This window comes from Rhizobium sp. GN54 (assembly GCF_021026345.1).
Lineage (GTDB): Bacteria > Pseudomonadota > Alphaproteobacteria > Rhizobiales > Rhizobiaceae > Mycoplana.
The window spans coordinates 1-22,107 of the sequence record NZ_JAJNCZ010000002.1 but is presented as its reverse complement, the minus strand read 5'-3'; the positions used below and the strand labels follow the sequence as shown (position 1 = coordinate 22,107).

Annotated in this window: 22 protein-coding genes; 9 read left to right on the top strand and 13 right to left on the bottom strand. The window is 66.9% G+C overall.

Annotation, left to right across the window (positions count from 1 at the left end):
• Window positions 1-54 precede the first annotated feature (54 nt).
• On the bottom strand, window positions 55-1,314 hold the full coding sequence (locus LQK81_RS06225) for an ABC transporter substrate-binding protein (protein WP_230804499.1): 1,260 nt from the start codon (window positions 1,312-1,314) through the stop codon (window positions 55-57).
• Between the two features lie 39 nt (window positions 1,315-1,353).
• Window positions 1,354-2,247, bottom strand: a complete 894-nt coding sequence (locus tag LQK81_RS06220) for an N-acetylmuramic acid 6-phosphate etherase (RefSeq protein WP_230804497.1) — start codon at window positions 2,245-2,247, stop codon at window positions 1,354-1,356.
• Window positions 2,248-2,445: 198 nt separating this feature from the next.
• Here LQK81_RS06220 and LQK81_RS06215 point away from each other — a divergent pair, with 198 nt between their 5' ends.
• Genes LQK81_RS06215 through nagA form a run of 4 tightly spaced genes read left to right on the top strand, consistent with a single transcriptional unit; the run spans window position 2,446 to window position 6,318 of the window.
• Window positions 2,446-3,333, top strand: a complete 888-nt coding sequence (locus tag LQK81_RS06215) for an N-acetylglucosamine kinase (RefSeq protein WP_230804495.1) — start codon at window positions 2,446-2,448, stop codon at window positions 3,331-3,333.
• A complete protein-coding gene (locus LQK81_RS06210) occupies window positions 3,330-4,094 on the top strand; it encodes a GntR family transcriptional regulator (protein ID WP_230804493.1) in 765 nt (254 codons plus the stop codon). Before LQK81_RS06215 ends, LQK81_RS06210 begins: the two co-directional genes overlap by 4 nt.
• A gap of 29 nt (window positions 4,095-4,123) precedes the next feature.
• Complete coding sequence (locus LQK81_RS06205) at window positions 4,124-5,146, top strand: SIS domain-containing protein (protein WP_230804491.1); 1,023 nt, start codon at window positions 4,124-4,126, stop codon at window positions 5,144-5,146.
• Entirely contained in the window at window positions 5,143-6,318 is a 1,176-nt protein-coding gene (nagA, locus tag LQK81_RS06200; RefSeq protein WP_230804489.1) for an N-acetylglucosamine-6-phosphate deacetylase, read from the top strand. The genes LQK81_RS06205 and nagA overlap by 4 nt, the downstream gene beginning before the upstream one ends.
• A gap of 31 nt (window positions 6,319-6,349) precedes the next feature.
• Here the strand turns inward: nagA and LQK81_RS06195 are convergent, their stop codons facing one another.
• Window positions 6,350-8,329 (bottom strand): calcium-binding protein, encoded by a 1,980-nt coding sequence (locus tag LQK81_RS06195; RefSeq protein WP_230804479.1) that lies wholly within the window; start codon window positions 8,327-8,329, stop codon window positions 6,350-6,352.
• A gap of 462 nt (window positions 8,330-8,791) precedes the next feature.
• Here LQK81_RS06195 and LQK81_RS06190 point away from each other — a divergent pair, with 462 nt between their 5' ends.
• Window positions 8,792-9,844, top strand: a complete 1,053-nt coding sequence (locus LQK81_RS06190) for a dipeptidase (protein ID WP_230804477.1) — start codon at window positions 8,792-8,794, stop codon at window positions 9,842-9,844.
• 30 nt (window positions 9,845-9,874) lie between these two features.
• Here the strand turns inward: LQK81_RS06190 and LQK81_RS06185 are convergent, their stop codons facing one another.
• From LQK81_RS06185 to LQK81_RS06175, 3 genes are all read right to left on the bottom strand, one after another.
• Entirely contained in the window at window positions 9,875-10,375 is a 501-nt protein-coding gene (locus tag LQK81_RS06185) for a heme-degrading domain-containing protein (protein WP_230804476.1), read from the bottom strand.
• Window positions 10,376-10,465: 90 nt separating this feature from the next.
• Window positions 10,466-11,434, bottom strand: coding sequence for a formylglycine-generating enzyme family protein (locus tag LQK81_RS06180; RefSeq protein ID WP_269064713.1), 969 nt, complete (start codon window positions 11,432-11,434; stop codon window positions 10,466-10,468).
• A 127-nt stretch (window positions 11,435-11,561) separates the two neighbouring features.
• Window positions 11,562-12,113, bottom strand: coding sequence for a LysE family translocator (locus LQK81_RS06175; protein WP_230804473.1), 552 nt, complete (start codon window positions 12,111-12,113; stop codon window positions 11,562-11,564).
• A gap of 368 nt (window positions 12,114-12,481) precedes the next feature.
• Between LQK81_RS06175 and LQK81_RS06170 the strand changes: the two genes are divergently transcribed.
• A complete protein-coding gene (locus tag LQK81_RS06170) occupies window positions 12,482-13,123 on the top strand; it encodes an alpha/beta hydrolase family protein (RefSeq protein ID WP_230804471.1) in 642 nt (213 codons plus the stop codon).
• Between the two features lie 40 nt (window positions 13,124-13,163).
• On the opposite strand, the gene LQK81_RS06165 is transcribed toward LQK81_RS06170, so the two are convergent.
• From LQK81_RS06165 to LQK81_RS06155, 3 genes are read right to left on the bottom strand one after another with little or no spacing between them, the layout of a single operon-like run.
• On the bottom strand, window positions 13,164-13,781 hold the full coding sequence (locus LQK81_RS06165) for a hypothetical protein (RefSeq protein WP_230804469.1): 618 nt from the start codon (window positions 13,779-13,781) through the stop codon (window positions 13,164-13,166).
• 37 nt (window positions 13,782-13,818) lie between these two features.
• The gene (locus LQK81_RS06160) at window positions 13,819-14,682 is read right to left on the bottom strand and encodes a 3-deoxy-manno-octulosonate cytidylyltransferase (RefSeq protein ID WP_442967078.1); all 864 of its coding nucleotides are present in this window, start codon (window positions 14,680-14,682) and stop codon (window positions 13,819-13,821) included.
• 3 nt (window positions 14,683-14,685) lie between these two features.
• On the bottom strand, window positions 14,686-15,375 hold the full coding sequence (locus tag LQK81_RS06155; RefSeq protein ID WP_230804467.1) for a glycosyltransferase: 690 nt from the start codon (window positions 15,373-15,375) through the stop codon (window positions 14,686-14,688).
• A gap of 298 nt (window positions 15,376-15,673) precedes the next feature.
• Here LQK81_RS06155 and LQK81_RS06150 point away from each other — a divergent pair, with 298 nt between their 5' ends.
• On the top strand, window positions 15,674-16,627 hold the full coding sequence (locus tag LQK81_RS06150) for a glycosyltransferase family 92 protein (RefSeq protein WP_230804465.1): 954 nt from the start codon (window positions 15,674-15,676) through the stop codon (window positions 16,625-16,627).
• Window positions 16,628-16,646: 19 nt separating this feature from the next.
• On the opposite strand, the gene LQK81_RS06145 is transcribed toward LQK81_RS06150, so the two are convergent.
• Both LQK81_RS06145 and LQK81_RS06140 read right to left on the bottom strand, forming a co-directional pair.
• Complete coding sequence (locus LQK81_RS06145) at window positions 16,647-17,366, bottom strand: membrane-anchored protein (RefSeq protein ID WP_230804463.1); 720 nt, start codon at window positions 17,364-17,366, stop codon at window positions 16,647-16,649.
• Between the two features lie 61 nt (window positions 17,367-17,427).
• Window positions 17,428-17,943: an acyltransferase gene (locus tag LQK81_RS06140; RefSeq protein WP_230804462.1), complete on the bottom strand. Its 516-nt coding sequence runs from the start codon at window positions 17,941-17,943 to the stop codon at window positions 17,428-17,430.
• Between LQK81_RS06140 and LQK81_RS06135 the strand changes: the two genes are divergently transcribed.
• The gene (locus LQK81_RS06135) at window positions 17,936-18,499 is read left to right on the top strand and encodes a hypothetical protein (protein WP_230804460.1); all 564 of its coding nucleotides are present in this window, start codon (window positions 17,936-17,938) and stop codon (window positions 18,497-18,499) included. The two genes, LQK81_RS06140 and LQK81_RS06135, sit on opposite strands and share 8 nt — an antisense overlap.
• Window positions 18,496-19,047 (top strand): DUF1643 domain-containing protein, encoded by a 552-nt coding sequence (locus LQK81_RS06130; protein WP_230804458.1) that lies wholly within the window; start codon window positions 18,496-18,498, stop codon window positions 19,045-19,047. The genes LQK81_RS06135 and LQK81_RS06130 overlap by 4 nt, the downstream gene beginning before the upstream one ends.
• Here LQK81_RS06130 and LQK81_RS06125 read toward each other — a convergent pair.
• On the bottom strand, window positions 19,007-20,896 hold the full coding sequence (locus LQK81_RS06125; protein ID WP_230804456.1) for a bifunctional sugar phosphate isomerase/epimerase/4-hydroxyphenylpyruvate dioxygenase family protein: 1,890 nt from the start codon (window positions 20,894-20,896) through the stop codon (window positions 19,007-19,009). The genes LQK81_RS06130 and LQK81_RS06125 overlap by 41 nt on opposite strands.
• 694 nt (window positions 20,897-21,590) lie before the next feature.
• On the bottom strand, window positions 21,591-22,107 hold a 517-nt coding region (locus tag LQK81_RS06120; RefSeq protein WP_230804454.1), incomplete at its 5' end, for a M10 family metallopeptidase C-terminal domain-containing protein.

Genomic DNA, 22,107 nt, shown 5'->3' with positions numbered 1-22,107 from the left:
CCGCTTGCGGGGAGAGGGCCAGGGTGAGGGGGCAAACCTGGCCCCGAACCACACTCACTTCGCCGGCTTGTACCAGCTGTCGAGGCCCTTCTGCAGCTTCTCGCCGGCCACTTCCGGCGTGTCGGTGCCGTTGATGACGTTGGCCGATTCCGTCCAGGTCTCGTTTTCCAGGTTCGGCGTGCCGCGCGACAGGATCTGGTAGGTCGAGCGGATCGTCGGCTTGCACTTCTCGCGCCAGGAGACGAATTCCTGCGCCAGCGGATCGGCCATCTTCACCGCCGTCGAGTTCAGGCTGAAGAAGCCCGGCAGCGAGTTGGCATAGATGTCGGCAAATTCCGGCGAGGCGACGAAGGTCAGGAACTTCTTCGCGGCATCCGCATTGGCGCTCTTGGCGTTCAGGCCGATGCCGATGTCGTTGTGGTCGGAGATGTAGCAGGTGTCGCCGGCAGCCTTCACCGGCGGCGGGAATGCGCCCATCTTGAACTGTGCCTGGGTGTTGAACAGGCCGATCTCCCAGGAACCGGCCGGGAAGATCGCGGCACGGCCGAGCGTGAACAGGTTCTGGCTGTCCGGATAGGTCTGTGCCTCGAAGCCGTCGCCGAGATAGTCCTTCCACTTGGCGAGCACGCGGTACGGCTCGACCCAGGGCTCGTCGGTCAGCTTCTGCTCGCCCTTGATCAGCGCCGCGCGGCCTTCCTCGCCCTTCCAGTAGGTCGGGCCAATGTTCTGGTAGCCCATGGTCGCGGCTTCCCAGAGGTCCTTCGTGCCCATGGCCATCGGGATGTAGTTGCCGTCGGCCTTGATCTTGTCAAGCACTGCGAAGAACTCGGCCTCCGTCGTCGGCACGGCGATGCCGAGCTGGTCGAAGGCGTCCTTGTTGTAGATGAAGCCGTGGATGACCGAGGCCATCGGCACGCAGAAGGTGGTGGCGCCGTCGTCGGTGGTCCAGGCGGACTTGGCGACGTCGGAGAAGTTCTCCATGCCGGAAAGATCGTTCAGGGCGGCCAGATGCCCCTTGTTGAACAGTTCCAGCGAGGCGTCGAACGGACGGCAGGTGATCAGGTCGCCGGCCGAGCCCGCGTCGAGCTTGGCGTTCAGCGCAGCGTTGTATTCGGTCGGCGCGGTCGGCGAAAACACCACCTTGATGCCCGGGTTCTTCGCCTCGAAGGCCGGGATGATCTTTTCCTGCCAGATCGCCAGGTCGTCGTTGCGCCAGCTCTCGATCGTCAACGTGGCGTCCTGTGCCTGGGCGAGGCCCGCCGTGCCGAGGACGCTCGTGGCAAGGAGCAGCCCCTTGATCAGATTGCGTGTCATGACATTCTCCCTTTTGTGCGCCTGTTTGGCGCGTTCCCGTTATTGGAAGGTCTTCAGGGCGCGCCGCAGGCTTTGCCCGGAATGATTGAGCGCGGCGTCGGCCGCGGCCTTGTCTTTTGCGCCGGCGGCGATCAGCACAGCCACCTTGACGGATCCTTCGGACTGTTCCAGCAACAGCCCCGCCGTCTCGACGTCGACACCGGCGATACCGGCGACGATGCGCGCCGCGCGGTCCTTCAGCTTGATGTTGTCCGCCTTGAGGTTGACCATGTAGCCGTCGTGCACATGGCCGAGCTGGATGCCGACGAGCGTCGAGAACATGTTGAAGGCGATCTTCTGCGCCGTCCCCGCCCCCATGCGCGTCGAGCCGGAAATCACTTCTGGCGGCGTCTGCAGCAGGATCGAGATGTCGGCATAGGCAAACAGCGGCGCGCCGGGATTGTTGGCGAGCGCGATCACCTTGGCATCGTGCTCGCGGGCGTGGTCGGCAATGGCGATCGCATAGGGCGTCGTGCCGCTGGCGGTGACGCAGATCACGCAGTCCCCCTTGCCGAGCCCCGCCTTTTCGGCGTCGGCGAGCGCAAGCGCCTCGTCATCCTCGTAGCCGCCGGCAAGATCCTCGAGGCTGGCGGCACCGCCGGCCAGCAGGATGACGATCCGGTCGCGCGCGATGCCGTAGGTGCCCGGAAGCTCCAGCGCGTCCGCCATTGCCATCAGCCCGGAACTGCCGGCGCCGACATAGACGAGCCGCCCGCCGGAACGCAGGGCGTCCGCCGCAAGCTTCGCCGCCTCGGCAATGTCCTCGATCGCCGCATCGACGGCGCCTGCGGCCTGCCGCTGGGCCGAAGACAGCACCTTGAGCACCTCGACCGGGCTGCGCTCGTCGAGGCCCTCCGCCTGTTCATGCCTGGCTTCGGTTCTGGCTGATGCCATGAAGTGTTCTCCCTTGGCGGGAATTTAAGGCCAAAAACATACCAATTGTCCATAGGAAATTAACGACCGCCGGTGGAAAAGTCGCGATTTATGATTTTATCATTTTATTTCAATCGCATAAAACACAACCAGGCAGACCCGACCGATTCCCCCTTGGTTAATGGTATTTTTTTGGTATTGTCAGCTTCGGAGGTCCCCATGGCAGATTTCATCATCGGCATAGATGGCGGCGGCACCAGTTGCCGCGCGGCGGTCGCAGATCCGCAGGGAAAGATCCTCGGCCGCGGCAAGAGCGGCTCCGCCAACATCCTGACCGATCCGAACAGCGCCATCCAGAGCATCACCGAGGCGGCGCAGGCGGCCTTCCGCGATGCGAAGCTGCCTATGGACGGGGTGAAGGAGGCCGCAGCCTTCCTCGGCCTCGCCGGCACCAATGTCGGTAACCTCACGCAATATGTGCGCGAGCGCCTGCCCTTCCGCCACACCGACATCGATTCCGACGGCCTGATCGCCCTGCAGGGCGCGATCGGCGATGCCGAGGGCTCCGTCGCGATCCTCGGCACCGGCACCATCTTCATGGCCCGCAAGGCCGGCAAGGTCCACTATATCGGCGGCTGGGGCTTCACCATCGGCGACCTCGGCGGTGGCGCCCGCCTCGGCCATGCGCTGCTGCAGGAGGCGCTGCTGGCCCATGACGGCATCCGCCCGGGCTCGGCCGTCACCGACGCCGTCCTCAACGAATTCCGCCACGACCCGACCGCCATGGTCGAGTTCGCCCGCCATTCCAAGCCCGGCGATTTCGGCCGCTACGCCCCCCTCGTCTTCCAGCATGCGGAGCAGGAGGACCCCGGTGCGCTGGCGCTGCTCGGCCAGGCGGCGCGCTCCGTCAACGAGGCGCTCGACGCGATCACCCGCATCGGCGGCCACGAGCGGCTCTGCCTGCTCGGCGGCCTCGCCCCCCTCTATCCGGCCTGGCTGGAACCCCGCCACCGCAAGATCCTGGTTGAGCCCCAGGCCGATGCCCTTTCCGGCGCCGTAGCACTCGCGGCCAAGCGCCACCGGACGAGAGCCGGAGGCGCCGCATGACGGCATTGCTGGCCGCGATCCTGTCGCCCGAGCGCCTGCAGGCCGGCGGATCCGGCCCGCTGTACCTGAAGCTGCGCCAGACGCTGGAGGATGCGATCCAGTCCGGCAAGCTCAACCATGGCGATGCGCTGCCGCCCGAGCGCGATCTCGCCGACTATGCCAACATCAGCCGGGTGACCGTCCGCAAGGCGGTCGACGACCTCGTCAGGGACGGACTGCTGGTGCGCCGGCACGGTTCGGGCACCTTCGTCGTCAAGCCGGTCTCCAAAGTGGAGCAGTCGCTGTCGCGGCTGACCTCGTTTACCGAGGACATGGCCCGGCGCGGCCTGACGACGCGGGCGCAATGGCTGGACCGCGGCCTGTTCCACCCCTCGCCCGACGAGATGATGATCCTCGGCCTGCCGGCGGACGCGCTGGTGGCGCGGCTCGGCCGCCTGCGCATCGCCGACGACATGCCGCTTGCGATCGAGCGCGCCTGCATCTCGTCGGAGTTCCTGCCCGATCCGGTGCAGGTAACCGGCTCGCTCTATGCCGCGCTCGGGCAGCGCGGATTCCGCCCGGTCCGCGCGGTGCAGCGCATATCGGCCTATAATATCAAGGAGCCCGACGCGGCTCTGCTCGGCGTCACGGCCGGCGTTGCCGGCCTGTCGATCGAACGCGTCTCCTACCTTGCCTCCGGCAGGGTCGTGGAATTCACCCGCTCGCTCTACCGGGGCGATGCCTATGACTTCGTGGCGGAGCTGACGCTCTCGGATACGTGAGCGCGCCGCACAGACCGAAAGACAGGACCATGCAGACCAATATGCGCCGTGAAGTCAACGAGATCCCGGAGGCCGCAGCCCGCCTGCTGTCCGATCAGAAGGATGCGATCGCGCGCGCCGGAAGCGCACTCAGGGCCGCCGATCCGCGATTCGTCGTCACCGTCGCGCGCGGCTCCTCCGACCACGCCGCCCTCTTCCTCAAATATGCGATCGAGTTGACCGCCGGCCGGCCCGTCGCCTCGCTCGGCCCCTCGCTCGCCTCCATCTACGGCGCGAAGCTGAAGCTCGACGGCGGCGCGGCCATCGCGATTTCTCAGTCCGGCAAGAGCCCCGACATCGTCGCCATGGCGAAGGCTGCGACCGATGCCGGGGCGATCTCGATGGCGCTGACCAATACGCTCCCCTCGCCGCTCGCCGATGCCTGCAGCCATCCGCTCGACATCTGCGCCGGGCCGGAAGTCAGCGTCGCCGCCACCAAGTCCTACGTGAACTCGATCGTGGCGGGCCTCGCCATTCTCGCCGAATGGACCGGCGACGCCGCGCTGAAGACGGCCGTCGCCGCCCTGCCCGACCAGTTCGCAAAGGCGATCGCGCTCGACTGGAGCGGGCTGATCGAAGACCTCGCCGCCGCGCAGTCGCTCTACGTGCTCGGCCGCGGCCCCGGCCTTGCGATCGCCAGCGAGGCGGCGCTGAAATTCAAGGAGACCTCCGGTCTGCATGCGGAAGCCTATTCCTCCGCCGAGGTCCTGCATGGCCCCGTCGCCCTCGTCGGCCCCTCCTTCCCGGTGATCGCGCTCGCCGCCCGCGACGCCGCCGAGCAATCGGTCACGGGCATGGCCGACGGGCTGGCTGAGAAAGGCGCCTACGCCTGCGTCACCTCGGCAGGCGCGAGCACGGCGAAGCCGCTGCCCTTCGTCGCCACCGGCCATCCGATCACCGACGCCCTGGCGCTGATCGTGCCCTTCTACGGCTTCGTCGAGGCCTGGTCGCGCGCCCGCGGCCTGGACCCGGACAAGCCCGTCAACCTCAAGAAAGTGACGGAGACGAGATGAGCGCGCTCACCGCATTCACCGGCGCCCGGATATTCGACGGCGACCTCTGGCATGAGGCTGCGGCCCTGCTGGTCGAGGACGGCAAGGTCGAAGCCATCGCCACGGCCGGGGACATTCCGGCCGGCGCCGCACATATCCCGCTCGACGGCGCCAGCATCGTGCCGGGCTTCGTCGATCTGCAGGTCAATGGTGGCGGCGGCGTGCTCCTGAACGAGCAGCCCGACGTCGACGGCATCCGCACGATCTGCGCCGCCCACGCCCGCTTCGGCACCACGGCACTCCTGCCGACGCTGATCACCGATACCCCCGAAGTCACCGCCCGCACGGTCGCCGCCGGCATCGCCGCCAAGGCCGAAAACGTACCGGGCTTCCTTGGCCTGCATCTCGAGGGCCCGCATCTGTCGATCGCCCGCAAGGGCGCACACGATCCGAAACTGATCCGCCGGATGGAGGCGGACGACCTCGAACGCATCGCCACGGCACGCGGAAAGCTCGATGCGCTGCTGGCGACGGTGGCGCCGGAAAGCGTCGACAACGACCAGATCACAGCCCTCGCCAAAGCCGGCGTCACCGTCAGCCTCGGCCACTCCGACAGCGGCTACAGGGCGGTGTCGGACGCGGTTGCGGCCGGCGCCAGCATGATGACCCATCTCTTCAACGCCATGAGCCCGCTCGGCCACCGCGAGCCGGGCATGGTGGGCGCCGCCCTCGACCTCGGCCACCTCAACGCCGGCCTGATCGCCGACGGCTTCCATGTCGATCCCGTCTCGATCGGCGTGGCGCTCCGCGCCAAGAAGGGCCCGGGCCGCATCTTCCTCGTCACCGACGCCATGTCGACGATCGGCACGGACATGACCGGCTTCACCCTCAACGGCCGCGAGATCTTCCGCAAGGACGGTCGGCTGACGCTCGCCGACGGAACGCTCGCCGGCGCCGACATCGACATGATCGCCTGCGTCCGCTTCATGCATGCACAGGCCGGCCTCGACCTGGAGGAGGCGCTGCGCATGGCCTCGCTCTACCCGGCCGAAGCCATCGGCATGACCGGGCGCAAGGGCCGCCTCACGCGCGGCCACGATGCCGATTTCGCCGTGCTCGACGACGACCTCGCCGTGCGCGCGACCTTCATCGGAGGAGCACAGGCCTACGGCATCGACCGCACGGGCAAGTGACGGATCGCGCCCGGGTCAGGCTAGCCCGGGGTCAGGCGAGAATGTCGAAGTCGCCGGCGGTCATCTTCAGCTTCTTGTCGAGGGTGGCGAAAAGGATCGCGTCGGACGAACCGGTTCCGTCGCGGTCATACCAGAGCTTGCCGTTCTTGCTGTCGTAGATGACGCGGTCGTCCTTGTCGTGCGCCCTGGCGCCAATGTGAAACGCCTTGGAGGCGAGATCGCCGACCTTGCCGGCCCGGGTGAAGACATCGTTGTCGAGCCAGATCACGTCGTCCTTGACCGAGAAATCGTCGATCCGGTCCACGTTCTTCGAACCCGGCTTGGTGTTGAAGACGAACTTGTCCTTGCCGGAATCGCCGATCAGGACGTCCTTGCCAGGGCCGCCGTAGATCTTGTCGTTTCCCGAGCCGCCGGAGATCCTGTTGGCGCCCTTGTCGCCGGTCAGCGTGTCGGAATGGCTCGACCCGGTGAGGTTCTCGATCGAGGAATAGCTGTCCCCTTTCGCCTCCCGGGTGTTCGTCGACGGCTTCGCCAGGCTCGCCACCACGCCCTTGCTCGCCCCGGCGTAAGAAGCGGTATCGGTGCCGGAGCCGCCGGAAAGCTTGTCCGCACCGGTGCCGCCGATCAGTTCGTCCGCCCCCTTCTTGCCGAGCAGCGTATCGTCACCGCGGCCGCCCGACAGGATATTGGCACGTCCGTCGCCCCTCAGCCGATCGTCGCCGTCCAGCCCCGAAAGCATGCCGGTCGCGTCGACGGTGCGGTCGTCGGCACCGGCCGTGCCGCGGCCGAAGATCATCCCCGCAATGCCCTCGTCGTCGATGTCGATCGAATCGGACGTGTAGGTGATGACGAAGCCGCCGCCCGACAGCGCCGCGACGGACACGTCCTGCTGATCGTCGTAGCGATCGGCATCGATTCCGACCTCGAACACCTTGCTGAGCGGCTTGCCGCTCGCCGACAGGATCAGGCCATAGGCGTCGTCGCCAATGTCGCTCGCGACCAGCGAATCCTGGGTCCAGGTCACGACATACTGCCCGGTCGTCAGCCGTGCCATCTCGAGGTCGCCGACGACGGTTCCCTTCTCGAAGATGGGGGTGGCTGCCGTCACTTTCCTGCCCCGGTCGTCATAGGCGGAGAAATAGAGCGACAGCGAGCCGGCGTCGTCATCGTCCGATTTCGTCCAGTCCAGATTGACGACGGCGAAACCGCCGCCGGCACGGGCCGCGACGGAATAGCCATAGTTCTCGCTGTCGCTCCAGAAGCCGCCGGCGCCGCCCTTGTGCGGTGTCAGCGCGAAGTCGGATTTGATCACCCTGCCCTTCTCGTCCAGCAGGCTGGCACGCAACTGGTTGCGGCCGTCATTGGTGCCGTCGTTGATCGCCGCCTCGGAGTTCCAGATGATCACGCTGTTGCCGTTGGTCAGCGCCGTGGACTTGGTCAACAGTTCGTCGAAGTCGTATGACTTGGTGTTCAGGACCTTGTCCCGACCCTGCGCCTGGCCGCTGGCGGTATAGGCGCGCGAATAGACCTCGTCGAACCGGGATTGCGACCTGTCGAGGCCAAAGGACACGACGAACCCGCCGTCGCCGGTCGCGACCACGTCCGGCGCGAGCGCCTCGAAGGACGAAACGGTATCGACCTGAAACGCGCCGGTGACCCTTCCGCCCTTGGTGTCGAAGATCTGCGCCATGATATGGGCGCCGTTCGAGAAGATCGCGTCATCCAGCGCCTCGGCCCAGGTCACGACGATGTTGCCGTTCTTCAGTTGCGTGGCCTGCGGCGAGCCCGAATGCGCGCCAATGATGCCCCGCATCACCGTTTCACCGCCCGAAGGCCGGCCGCTGGCATCGTAGAACTGCCCGGCGACATAGGTGGCGACCGAATCGGAATCGTCGTACTCGTTGAGATAACTCGACCAGGTCACCAGGAAGCCGCCGCTTCGAAGTGCCAGGACGTTCGAATCGTCCTGCCAGTTGCCCTGATAGCTGTTGACCCGGAATTCCACTGCCATCACATGCCTCCCGCGCTAACTGAGCGGGCCACACTAGAAGCTGTCTGTGACAGTTGTAAATCTTGCAGGCGACCTGCTTTTGCGCGCAGCCGGTCGGCCGCCGCGGTGAGCCGGACGCAAACGACCGCATGCAGCACGAACGCCTGCGGGGTTTTCCCGGGCGAGAACGCGGCATCGAAGACCCGCAGCCGCCCACCGGCATGGCTGATCGCTCCCCTCGCTTGGCCCGCGTTCCCGTATGGATTGAACGCCGGAAACGACCCGCCGCAGGCCCACGCCGTCCATATATTAGAAATACCTGTTAATCCGATGTAAATCGCTTCGCCACCCGTCCCTTGCGGCCCGTCCGTTCCGGCTCTAGGTTGCAGGCCGGCAACCACGTCCCCGGTTCGGGACGGCGGCCTCAACGACGTGCACGCGCTCCGCCGGCACGGCATCCGGGCGGAGCAGACAGGAAACGACATGGAACTGGTCTTCGACGGACACAACGACGTCTTGCTGCGGCTGCTCGTCAACATGCAGGGCGGCGGCGATCCGGTCGCGGAGTTCCGGGACGGCACCGACCAGGGGCATATCGACGGCCCGCGGGCCCGCACAGGCGGCCTCGCCGGCGGCATGTGCGCCATCTACGTCTCGTCCGGCCGCTTCGAACTGCGCCGGCCCGATGCCGACGGCCACTACGACACCCCGATGGAGCCGCCGCTCGAACGCCAGCCGTCGCTGGATACCGCCCTTGCCATGGCCGCGATCGCCTTCCAGCTCGACCGCGCCGGCGCCTGGCGCCTGTGCCGCTCGACCGCGGAGATCCGCGACGCGATGGAGGAAGGCATCTTCGCCGCCGTCCTGCACATGGAGGGCTGCGAGGCGATCGACCGGGACCTTGCCGCCCTCGAGGTCTTCCATGCCGCCGGCCTGCGCTCGCTCGGGCCGGTCTGGAGCCGCAACAATATCTTCGGCCACGGCGTCCCCTTCGCCTTTCCATCGTCGCCCGACACCGGCCCCGGCCTCACCGACGCCGGCTTCGACTTGGTGCGCGCCTGCAACCGGCTCGGCATCATGATCGACCTGTCGCACATCACCGAAAAGGGCTTCTGGGACGTGGCCAGGACCACGGACCAACCATTGGTCGCCACCCATTCGAACGCCCATGCACTGACCCCGGTCGCCCGCAACCTCACCGACAGGCAGATGGACGCGATCCGCGAGAGCCGCGGCGTCGTCGGGCTGAACTATGCGACCACGATGCTGCGCCCGGACGGCCGCGAAAGCGCCGGCACGCCGCTCTTCGACATGGTCCGCCACATCGACTACATGGTCGAGCGGATGGGCATCGACTGCGTCGCGCTGGGCTCGGATTTCGACGGCGCGATGATCCCCGCCACGATCGCCGACGCGGCCGGAAACCAGAATCTCGTCTCCGCGCTTTCGGCCGCCGGCTACGATGCCGACAGCCTCAGGAAGATCTGCCGCAGGAACTGGCTGCGCGTGCTCGGCGAGGCCTGGCACGAGCACTGACCGCGATCGGCCGCACCTTGCCCCTGCCAGTCACTCCGGCAGGCGCGCATCCTTGAGATCCACGCCGAGCAACCGGGCGAGGCCGTCGGCCACGATCGCGTGGTCGATGCGCTGTGGCACGCCGGAGACCGTGACCGCGCCGACGCAGCCGATCCCGTCCAGCAGGATCGGGAAGCCGCCGCCATGGGTGGCGAAATCGGAGAGCGGCAGGTTGTGCGCTTCCTCCTGGCCGCGATGGGCGAGCGCCAGCCGGCGCCCGACGAGATAGGACGAATTCCACAGCCGCAGCACGGTGTTGCGCTTGCGACGGATCCATTCGCCGTTATCCGTCGACGTGCCGTCGAGGACGGTGTGGAAGAGGATGCGATCCCGCAGGGATATGTCGATCGCGATGGCGGCGCGCCGCTCGATCGCGATCTCCCGCAGGATGCCGCCGAGCGTCCACGCCGTATCCGGGTCGAAGCGGGAAAAACGCAGGATCTGCTCCTGCTGCTCGAGCCGGGCGATATCGCCCTTCAGGTCTTCCGTCATCATGTCCTCCTCGCGCCGGGCGTCGCCCCTGCCTAACCCGCCCGGGCCGACGGCACAAGTGAGGGCGCTGCCGAAGCGGGCCGCAGGCCGTCAGCCGCGCGATATGCAGCGAAAGCCGATATGGGTCGTCGCCGCGTTCTCCTCGTGCGGATGCCGGGCGGCGGGGCGGTAGCGGCGGCAGTAGTTGGGCGCGCACAGGTGCGATCCGCCCTTGACCACGCGGCGCGCGATCAAGACGTCGGGCAGGCGCGGATCCCGGCTGGCCTCCGCCATCCCGCCGCGCGGATTGGCCGGTACGCAGCAGGGCGACGGCGCGGGATCGGGATGGCGCACGGACCAGTAGTCGCTCGTCCATTCCCAGACGTTGCCGATCATGTCGAGCAGCCCGTAGCCATTCGCCGGAAAGCGGCCGACCGGCGAGGTCCGCTCATAGCCGTCGGGCTTGCGGTTTTCCGTCGGGAACTGCCCGTGCCAGGTGTTCGCCATGAACCGACCGTCGGGCACGAGCTCGTCGCCCCAGGCAAACTCGGCTCCCTCCAGCCCGCCCTTGGCGGCGAACTCCCATTCCGCCTCCGTCGGCAGGTCGCGCCCGGCCCATTGCGCATAGGCAACCGCATCCTCGAACGATACCTGCACGACCGGATGGTCGTACTTGCCGCGGATGTTGCTCTGCCCGCCATAGGGGCGGCGCCAATCCGCCCCGAACTTGTAGTTCCACCATTGCGAGGGATCGGTTCCGGATAGCCGCTTCGGCGGGTCGAAGATGACCGAGCCCGGACGGAGCATGTGCGGCTTCGCGCCCGGATAGTCCTCAACCCTCGGCGGCCGCTCGGCGACGGTCACGTAGCCGGTCGCCTCGACGAAGGCCATGAACTGGCGGTTGGTCACCGGCGTCACGTCGATCCAAAAACCGTCGACCCGCACCGGATGCGCCGGCGCCTCCTCCGGATAGTGGACGTCCGAGCCCATGAGGAAGGTGCCGCCCTCGATCCAGATCTGGCGCGAAGGCGCGGCGGGATCACCGCCTGCCTCGGCCCTCTGCGGAACACGCTCGTCCATGGCGCAGCCCTTTCCTCCCCACGGCAGGACCGTCTGCCGATCAACCGGGCCAAAGCCCTGAAGCGGAAGGTTGGACCAATCCGCCGGGCAGATCAAGGGCAGCTTCCGGCGACGCGGAAAGGACGCCTCAGGCGAGCGCGCTCGTCAGCGCGTAGAGCGAAAAGCCGCCCAGCACGAAGGCCGCGCCCTTATAGGAATGGCGGCGGATACCGCCGGGCAGTGCTGCCCCCAGCGCGACCCAGCCGAGGCCTGCGAGCGACGACAGCGCGATGAAGATCGAAATCCGCCACACCATCTCGTCCGGGTTCGGCTGCGGGATCATCATCATGCCCACGATCATCGCCTTCGGATTGACCAGCGTGGTCAGGAAGACGCGAGCGAAGGCGCCCCGGCGCATTGCCCCCTTCATCTCCAGCGACGTGATCCAGAGCCGGATGGCGGAATAGGCCAGCCAGCAGGCGGCGACGATCTTCAGCGACGGCAGCGCCCACCACAGGTCCGCCACCAGCGCGGCGAAGACGGCGAAGAAGGAAATCGCCAGCGCGTAGCCGGCAGCTTCGGCCAGCGGCAGCAGGCGCGCCCAGGAAAGCCCGAAGGCGGCGCCGGAAGCGGCCAGCACCGTGTTCGTCGGCCCGGGTGTCAGGAGGATGACAAAAGAGGTCAGGACAAAGGCGATCATGTCGGATACGGCTCTGGCGGTTTGTCTCCGCTGCAGCTTTCGCCGATCCGGGACAGCCGCGCAAGCCGCGCCCCGACGCCAAGCCCGCCCCGCGCCCATCCGCCGCAGCCTGCAGAAATCCATGACCCCGACAGCAAAAAGGGCGCTCGACCCTTTCGGGGAGCGCCCTTATCCTGTCGGGCACGAAACGGCTCGGCTAACGCCAACGCCATTTCCGTCCGTTTTTCAGGCAGACCGGTGATATGAGGACGGCGCCGGCGGATTTCAAGGGCACTCGTGCGCAAACCCCGAGATGCCGGATAGCGGGCGAGGCTTTACCTCCGGCGCGAATGCCCGCATGGTCCTGCCCCTGGACAAAGGGACCCGCCATGACCGACCGCTTCCTCTTCGACGGCCTCGACGATGCGCCGATCACGATCCTGCTGGCCCACGGCGCCGGCGCGCCGATGGATTCCGCCTCCATGACGGCCGCCGCGCACGCGCTGGCCACCGAAGGTCTTCGCGTCGCCCGCTTCGAGTTCGCCTACATGGCGGCCAGGCGCACGGACGGCGCCCGCAAGCCGCCGCCCCGCGCCGAGACGCTGAAGCCCGAATATTGCGACGCCGTGCGGGCGCTCGGTGCGTCCGGCCCGCTCGTCATCGGCGGAAAGTCGATGGGCGGGCGTGTCGCGAGCATGATCGCCGACGATCTGCACGCAGCCGGCACGGTCGCGGGCCTGCTCTGCCTCGGATACCCCTTCCATCCGCCCGGGAAGCCTGAAACCCTCCGTACCGCCCATCTGACCGGCCTGCAGACGCCCGCCATGATCTGCCAGGGCACCCGCGACGAATTCGGCACCCGCGCCGAAGTCGAGACCTACCCGCTCTCCGAGCGGATCAGGCTGCTCTGGCTGGAAGACGGCGATCACGACCTGAAGCCGCGCAAGAAGCTCTCCGGCTTCTCCGCAGCCGACCACCTGCGCACCATGGCCGCGACGGTGAAGGACTGGGCGGAAGGGCTCGACCGCTGATGCCCCCCACGCAACCGGCCAGTATCAGCGCAGGTTGGCGTCAGTCGAAGGCCGTGGGATGCAGTACCGGCCGGTAGCCGGCGGCAAGGGCGGCAAGCGTCGAGGGCGGCGTCAGCAGGCCGTCGACGGGACCGGACAGGCTCGCGCGCCGGTACCCCTCCGGCCGCCACAGCAGGGTCTCGCCGTCCCGGACGAGATAGGCGTCCCCCTGTGCGGCAAGAAAGGCCCCGTCGGGCAGCGCGTCGAGCGGTCCGGTGAGCGGATGCAGCCGCTTGCCGCTGCGCTCCAGCCGTTCGGCGTGCAGGCGCAGGTCCATGTCCGGCGCCTTCGGCAGAGCGACCCGGTTGCCGGCGCTCCAGTTTTCCCGGAACGAACGCGCCTCCGCCCGCCGGCAGAGGAAGCACGGGCGGTGCCCGGCGGAAAGGGCGGTCGCCTCGTCGAGGAAGAACAGCTCCGTCCAGCTGCGCTGCGCCATCACCGCGCGCCGGACGTTCTTGTAGTCGCACCGGCAGACGATCCACGCCCGCGTCGTCCACCGCCGTCCGGTCAGCCTGCGCGTGGCGGGATCGTGGATGATGCCGCGATTTCCGGTGAAAAGGCCGCGCGCGCTGACGGCGACGATATCGCCGAAGGGCGTGACCCGGTTCTGCAGCGGCATGGGCTCCTCCTGGCCGCGGCAACGGCCGCGGCCGTCCTCAGGACCGCCGGCGTCGCCTGAGCGCGGACGGCTTGAGCCGGCGCAGGAAATTGTCGGCGGCGCGGATGAAATTGGTCAGCGAGATCAGCTTGTCGACTTCCCCGTCGGTGTTGGAAAGCCGCTCCGACAGGACCTCGGATGCCGCCAGCGCGATCTCCGAGGGCGGGATTTCCGGGAAGCGCTCGGCGAGCCTGGCATAGGCATTGGTGCCGGCACCGCCATGGATCGCGATCTTGCCGAGCCTTGCGAACAGCCGCAGGAAGACCTGCTCGAAGCTCCAGTCGTGGACCGAGACGACCCGCCACTTCTCGCTGCGCCGGGCGGAGAACCCGGCCAGCGTGATCGTGCCCGGAAGCCGCAACTCGCTCAGCCACAGCGCCATGGCAAAGCCGCTCGTCGGCACCTTGCCCTCAGTATAGAGCGGATCGAAATGACCGCGCAGGTCCAAGTGTCCCGTCGGCGCGTCGTGGAAATCCGCCGACGTGTTCGGCTTTTCCTCCTCGGCGAGGCGGATGTTCATGATGCCGAGGAAATGCGCCTTATCGAAGAAGGACAGGACCTCGTCGACCTCTCCGCGATAGACGATGCCCGCCCCGCGCGGCTGCCCGCGCGTGACGAGGATGGCATGCCCCTCGAAGGGCTGGTCGAGGACCTTGAAGACCTTATTGAAGAAGACGAAGAGCGCATCCCGCGGATACTGCGCGCGCAGGGCGGCGACATCAGAGGCCGTGCTGTTGGCGACAAGCACGATATCCGAATAGCGCGCAAACAGCGCCCGCCAGTCGTCCGCAGCCGCAAGCCCGGCGGCTGCGGCCCGCGGCGGCAGGTCGCCTTCCGCGGGCCTGTCGGGGACCTGCGTCAAGGCTCAGGCCTTCTGCTGCACCGAGACGACCTGCTCGCGCATCGCAAACCACTCCTCGGCGTAGTCGTCGTTCTTGTATTCCTCGAAATACGGGCCGCCGTCGGTGAAGTGGACGAGCTTGGCGTCGTCGCGATAGTCGTACTCGTTGACGAGATAGTTCCAGACCACCGGCACCTCGCCGATCTGGTCGTCGCTGTCCAGCCACTTGAACTGGTGCAGTTGCAGGCCGGTGGCGGTGTTGACGAATTCCTTGCTCAGCGCCGTGCACTTGGCGTTGTTGAACAGGATCATGCTCGACCAGTTCTTCTTCTCGTACTTGGTCTGCGTCTGGCCGAGGAATTTCGTCTCGATCTTCGGCACGTAGTCGTGCTTGACGCACATGGCGGCATACCTGTCGTCGCGCAGCGCCCAGAGTTCGGCGATGTCGGCGCGGGCCAGCATGTCGCAATCCATGAAGATGCTCCAGCCCTCGAAATTGCTGAGGTAGGGCACCAGGAAGCGCGAGAACGAGAACTCCGTCGACTGCAACGCGTTACGTTCCCGGTAGAACATCGGACCCAGGTTGTTTAGAACGATTGGAGAAAACACCACCGGAATGGAGGAGCGCTCAATAATGCTCTGGCAAAGGACGTGATAGGCAACAACTTCCTTGGAATCGAAACCTACGAAAATACGTGCAACGTCATCTCTCATACCGATACCTTCCGCTTTTCATCCCGCATTGCGGGCTATTCAGCTTGTCTTTTGGCAAATCTCGATTTGACGCCGCGCCGCTCGATTTGGCGCCGGCGACTTCGGGTATCGTGTGCATGAGGACAGAAGCGATGTCAATGCGCCAGAACGCTCCGTTAAGCAGCCCCCGGACGCCCGGCCGGACGGCGTGGACCGGGGATCGCGGCCGATACCACTGGAATGCCCGCGCGCGCATCCCTATAGTGCCCGCCGGCCGGGGCGAAGGCGTCCCGGCGCACGAATTTGACCCGGAGTTGGAATGCGCTGGTTCGCCAACAGGAAGAGCGGAATCAAGGCCCTGTCGATCACCCCGCCGGAGCCGGCGCCGGACCGGCACGGCATTGCGATCGCGCTGTGCGTGAAGAACGAGGCGGCCTATATCGAGGAATGGCTGCGCTTCCACCTGGCCATCGGCGTCCGTCACTTCATCGTCTACGACAACGGCTCGACGGACGCGACCTGCGACGTCGTCAGAAGCGTGCTCGCGCCGGCCGAACTGACGCTGGTGCCGTGGGCCGGCAAGGTCGCCTCCAGCAAGACGGAGCAACTGATCGACGGGCAGGTGCTCGCCTTCGCCCATGCCATCCTCAATTTCGGCAGCCGCTTCCGCCGCATGGCCTTCATCGACGCCGACGAATTCCTGCTGCCGAAGACGGGCGCGACCCTTGAGGAGGCACTTGCGGCGACCGGCGACTTCCCCAACGTCTCGTTGCCCTGGCACATGTTCGGCACGAGCGGCCACAAGAAGAGGCCGGCCGGGCCGGTCACCCGGGCCTATACGAAGCGCGGCTCCGATCCGCTCGGCCCGCAGGAACACTCCACCAATTTCAAGTGCATCGTCGATCCCTGCGAGGTCGTGGAAGTCACGATCCACCAGTTCAGGACGAAGGCCCACGGCGACCTGACCGTCAACGATGCCGGCTACCGCACCAGCCGCAACGGCCGCAAGGACCGGCGCTTCTACTCCAACGCGCACCTGCAGCTGAACCACTATTACAGCAAGTCCGAGGAAGAGATGCTGGCGAAGATGGCGCGCGGCTCGAACTATGCCGTCTCGGCGGAGAAGCTGGAGGAGAAGATGCGGATCACGCTGGCCAATATCCAGCGGTCCGAGGTCGAGGATCGCGCCATGGTGGACTTCATCGCCGACAACGACATCCGCCTCGCAAAGGACGAAGGCGCTGCCCGGCGCGAGGGCACCGCCGCCGGCTGATACCAACCTGCGCCGGCGCTCAGGCCCGGCCCGTCCACAATGGCAGGCCCGAGCTTTCCGCCACCCCGGGATCGGCGGTGAAGACCGGATAGTTCCTGTCGCGCAGCGTCTGCAGCACCTTCTGGTCCATGTCGCGATGGAACCGCGCCAGGTTCTCCTGGTTGTAGACATGCCCGGTCGATTGCGGATTGATGCCGGACAGGATCACCGCCGGCGCGCCGTTATAGAGAGAGAACAGCGCCGCATTGATGCCGTTGGAGCATTTGCTCTCCGCGTCCAGCTCGTCGCTCTTGAAGCCGCAGACGCGGTCCAGCAGCGCCATGCGCTGGTAGCGGTCGACGATTTCGAGCGTTTCGTAGCGATAGTCGAACGCCTTCAGGCCGTCCACGAGCGAGGGCAGCCCGTCCCGCCAGAGCAGCATGTAGAGCGCGCCGGTCCGCTGGCCGGCCAGCACCCGCCGGACCTCGACGGCATTGGTGTTGATGCCGCGGATCTGGTTGAACATCATGAAGGTGATGTCGGGCGCCTCGATCCCCCAGCGCTGCGTCACCGTCTGCGCGCCGTTGATGGTGACCACCCGGTAACTGCCGTCGAACCCGGTCGGCAGGTGCGACACCGGCGCGGAGCCGACGACCAGCACGGGACCGTCGAGCGGAACGACCGAGGCAGGCGGCCTGGGTCGCGTCAGCTTGTATTTGATACGTCGGTAGAGGCGCTGCTTGGTTTCGGAAAAGGACACTCTGTTGCCGCCCATCTGCATTCGGGAATCGCCGCGATAAAATCCGCGGACCCGGCAACTGTCAATCCACGGCGCCGCCACGGCCACGTCTGGCCCGGGCATCGGCGAGCGCCACCGTCCGCGCCGGGGCCGCGTCGCCCCGCATCTTGATAAGCCGTGCCGGCACGCCGGCATAGACGCCATAGGGCACGGTCCTGCCCTTCACCACACTGTTGGCGCCGATCACGCAACCGCGGGCGATATGCGAACCGCCGAGAACCTTCGCCCCCGCACCGATCCAGACGTCGTCCTCGACGACGATCGGCTTCTTGACGTTCGCCTGCTTGCGGATCGGTATGTCGACCTCGTCATAACCGTGATCGAAGGAGGCCATCACGACATGGGCGGCCACGCGGACGTCGTCGCCGATGCGGATGCCGCCATGGCCGAGAAGCACGGTGTAGTCGTTGAGGGAGACGTCGTTGCCGATCTCGATCGCGCCGCTTTGCGCATTGATGACCACGCCGCTGCGCATCGAGATCCGGTCGCCGATCGTGATCGTTCCCTTTCCCCAGCGGAACCGCGGCAGATTGGGCATCTTGGGCCGTTTGCCGATCTTCAGGGATCCGCCGGAGAAGAACGCCCGCAGTTTCGCCAGGGGCCCGAAATTCCACATCGAAGTCGTCCTTGATTTCACAGGCGCTCGCAAGCGCCGGTCCGCCACCTCGCAGCCGTGGCACGTTGCCTCCGGAGCCGGCGCGGACAATGGCTTCCAGATAAGAAGTATCGCCGCCGACGCAAGGGCCTTGCGCGCCGGTAGACCCGTCAACCACGGCGATATTTTGCCCGTCCCTCAGAATTCCGTGATTGGCGCGCAGAATATGGCATCGGGACAACGAACGGAGGCCGGCGCGATGGGCGCGAAGGACGGGCTGCTCGCCATGCTGCTGACAACCCTCGTCTCCTGCTCCGCCGGCGACGCTCTCCGCAGCGACGCCCCGGAGACGGAGAAGCCCGAGCCGCGATCCGTCGAATGGCTGAGGCAGCGCTGTCCGGACTGCATCGATGGCGGCCCGAGATACATTGGCCCCGCAGATGTTGATCCGAGGAACGCCGGTCCGGGAAATGCCACCCCGAAAGGCGCCGGCAAATGAGCAGCCAGACCCCGCACGCCTGCACCGGCGAGGCCGTCTTCTCCGCCTGCGGCCAGTACCGCTACCGGCTGGATCGCCGCTGGTCCGCCGGGGGTGGCAACGTCGTCTGGATCATGCTGAATCCGTCCCGGGCGGATGCGGGCACGGACGATCCGACCATCCGCCGCTGCATCGCCTTTTCGCGCCTTTGGGGCTATGGCGGCATGGTGGTCGTCAATCTCTTTGCGCTCCGTGCCACCCATCCGGCTGCCCTCTGCGGGACGCCCGATCCGGTCGGCCCGGAAAACGACGCCCATATCGCCGCGGTCTTGCGCGGCACGGCCGGCGCGGCATCCGCCGGGTCCGACATCGTCGCGGCCTGGGGCGCACATCCGCTCGCGGCAGGCCGCAGCGCCCTTGTGCTCGCGGCGGCCGGCGGCAACGTCTTCTGCCTCGGCACCACCCGGGCCGGCCACCCCCGCCACCCGCTCTATGTCGCGGCCGGTCAGCCGCGGATGAACCTCGTTCCTAAAGCCTCGGCAGCCCGTCCGGCCGCAGGTGTTTCTTGAGCGCGGCAATGCGGAAGATCGCGTTCACCGCGCCGTAGCCGCCATAGGCGCGGCGCTCCACGATCTCGAAGAAGAAGCCCTCGCCATAGGTGGGACTGTAGAGCTGGAAGTATTCTCCCTGCTCGTCGCGGTCATAGAGGATGTTCTCCGCCCGCAGCCTCTCGGTCAGCTCCGGCTCCAGGCCGAAGCGGGCCTCGACGTCGTCATAATAGTTCGGCGAGATCGCAAGCGGCCGGAAGCCGTTCCTGCGCAAGGCTGCGGCGGTCGCGAAGATGTCGTCGGTGTGGAAGGCGAGATGCTGCACGCCCGAGCCGAATGTCTCGGCGATGAAGTGGCCGGCCAGCGTGCGGCGGTTTTCCGCGCCGTTCAGGGTGATGCGCAGCGAGCCGGACGCGTTCTGCACCACCTGGCTGCGGACCACGCCGGCCGGGTCGATGATGTCGACCACCGGCGTCTTCGCCGCCTCGAAGATCGAGGTGTAGAACAGCACCCAGGTCAGCATCTCCTCGTAGCCGACCGTCTGGGCGATGTGGTCGACGAAGCGAAGTCCCGCCGGCACAGCCTCTCGGTCATCGGCACAGGGCTCGAAATCGATGTCCCAGATCCGGCCGAGATCGCCCTTCCCGTCGAGCAGGTAGACGAGCCCGCCGCCGACGCCGCGGATCGCCGGCACCTCGACCTCGCCGGCCGCCACCGGCTGGCTGAACGGCTCGGCATCGAGCGCGCGCGCGCGTTCCATCGCCCGCGCCGCATCGTCGACGACGAGCGCGATCGCATAGGCCGAACTGCCGTGCACCGCATAGGACGCGCCGGCGAACCCGCCCGCCTCCATGTTGACGAGGATGCGGATGTCGCCCTGCCGGTAGACGTCGACCTTCTTCGAGCGATGGGTGTCGGTCTTGCGAAAGCCGAGCGCCCGCAGGATCGTCACCAGCTCCGCCGCCTCGTCCTCGGCGACCGTGAATTCGACGAAGCCGATCCCCTCGACTGTGGCGCGCTCCGGCATCGGCGTCACGCTCAGGGAAGCGGCGTTCGGATGGCGGCGCACCTGGTCGCCGAGATAGATCAGCGAACGATGGCCGTCGGCGGCGATCGGCTTGGCCGCCCCGCCGCGGAACTGGTCGTTGAAGATCTCCAGCGAGAAATATCCGTCATAGCCGGTCTCCGCGATCGCGCGGGTGAACTCCGTGACCGGCAGGTCGCCTTCGCCCGGCATGTTGCGGAAGTGCCGGCTCCAGTAGAGCAGGTCCATGTCGATCAGCGGGGCATCGGCAAGCTGGACGATGAAGATCTTCTCCTTCGGGATCGAGCGGATCGAATTGATGTCGATCTTGCGCGAGAGCGTGTGGAAGCTGTCGAGGATCAGGCCGATATTGTCGTGGCCGGCGCGGCGCACGATCTCCCACGCATCGCGGTGGTCCCAGATGTGCCGCCCCCAGGCGAGCGCCTCGTAGCCGACGCGCAGGCCGCGTTTCGCCGCCCGCTCGCCGAGTTCGTGAAAGTCCGCGGCCGCCCGGTCGATGCCGCCGAGCGAGATCGGCGAGACGTTGGAGCAGACGAGCACGAGGTCGGTCCCGAGCTGCTGCATGACGTCGAACTTGCGCTCCGCCCGGTCGAAGGTGCGGCTGCGGTGCGGCTCGGGCATGCCCTCGAAATCGCGGAACGGCTGGAACAGCGTGATCTCCAGCCCATGGTCGCGCACCATCCGCCCGACATCGGCGGGACTGCCGTCGAAGGCGAGGAAATCGTTCTCGAAGATCTCGACGCCGTCGAAGCCCGCAGCCGCGATCGCCGCAAGCTTGTCGGGCAGCTCGCCGCTGATCGAAACGGTCGCGATCGAAGTCTTCATCCGCCCTCTCCTCCTTCTCCCCGAAAGGCGCGTCGCAGCGTCGGCCCCTCACGAAGCCGACCGCACAGGCCGCCTCCGACCGCTCCGCCCCGGGCCTTAGGCCTCACACCTCAGCCCGCAGAACACATCAGTCCCCGGCCCCGGAACGAGCCTCCTGCCCCGCTTCACCCGCGCTCGCCGTCGGTTTACCGATAATGTACTAACCAGTACGTAACTGCAAATGGCATTTTGGATGCGAATCATAACCGGAACCGGCCGTCGGCCCCGGTCCGCCGGCCGGCGATCGCGGAAAGCGGATCAGGCGCGCACGAAAGAGAGAGAGAGAGAGAGAGAGAGAGTGTGTGTGTGTGTGTGAGTGTGTCGCCATCCGGCCATTGGGGACGGCCGCGGACAGGAGAGAGCCTCCCGGCACGATGCAGGACAGGAAGGGCCGGAGAGAGGGTGCGCGACAGCGGTGGTGAGAGAAAGTACGGCATCCGCCAACCGGGGAAATGCGCGGAGCCTCCGGGGCACATCTGCGCCGCTCCTGCCCCGATCGGAACGAGGCGCGAGACACTCAGCCCCCGGCGATCCGGGATCGAGCCGGCCCACCTGTCCGCAAAGGAGCCTCGAATGCGTTATCGAACCGCAGCCTTGCGCTGCTGCGGTCCGCGTTCGCGGCAAGTCCTGTGGGGTCAAGTCACCCCGCCGCGCCTCACAGCAGGAAGTCTCCCTTGTCGAGGGTGACGAGCTTGTCGATATGGAGGGCGAAGTCTGCCTTGCCGTCGCCGTTGGTGTCGGCGGTGACGTAGGTATCCTTGCCGCTCTTCGAATAGCGCAGTTCGCCGGCCTTGTCGGAGAAGGCGTCCGTGCCGATGAAGCTGAAGGCCTGGTTGCCCGACTTCGTCGTGTTGGCGTCGATCGCCTTCAGGTCGATGATGTCGCCCGAGCCGAAGTCGAAGATCGTGTCGCGGGCCGACTTGGTCGAATCCGATACCGCCTTGAACACGAACACATCCTTGCCGCCGCCGCCATAGAGGTCGTCGGCACCCTTGCCGCCGTAGAGCGTGTCCTTGCCAGTCCCGCCCTTGAGCACATCGGCCCCCGAACCGCCGACCAGCGTGTCGTTGCCGCCGCCGCCCGAAAGCACGTCGTTGCCGTTGCCCCCGGTCAGCACGTTGGCGCTGCCGTTGCCGGTCAGCTTGTCGGCATGGCTGGTGCCCGTCAGGTTC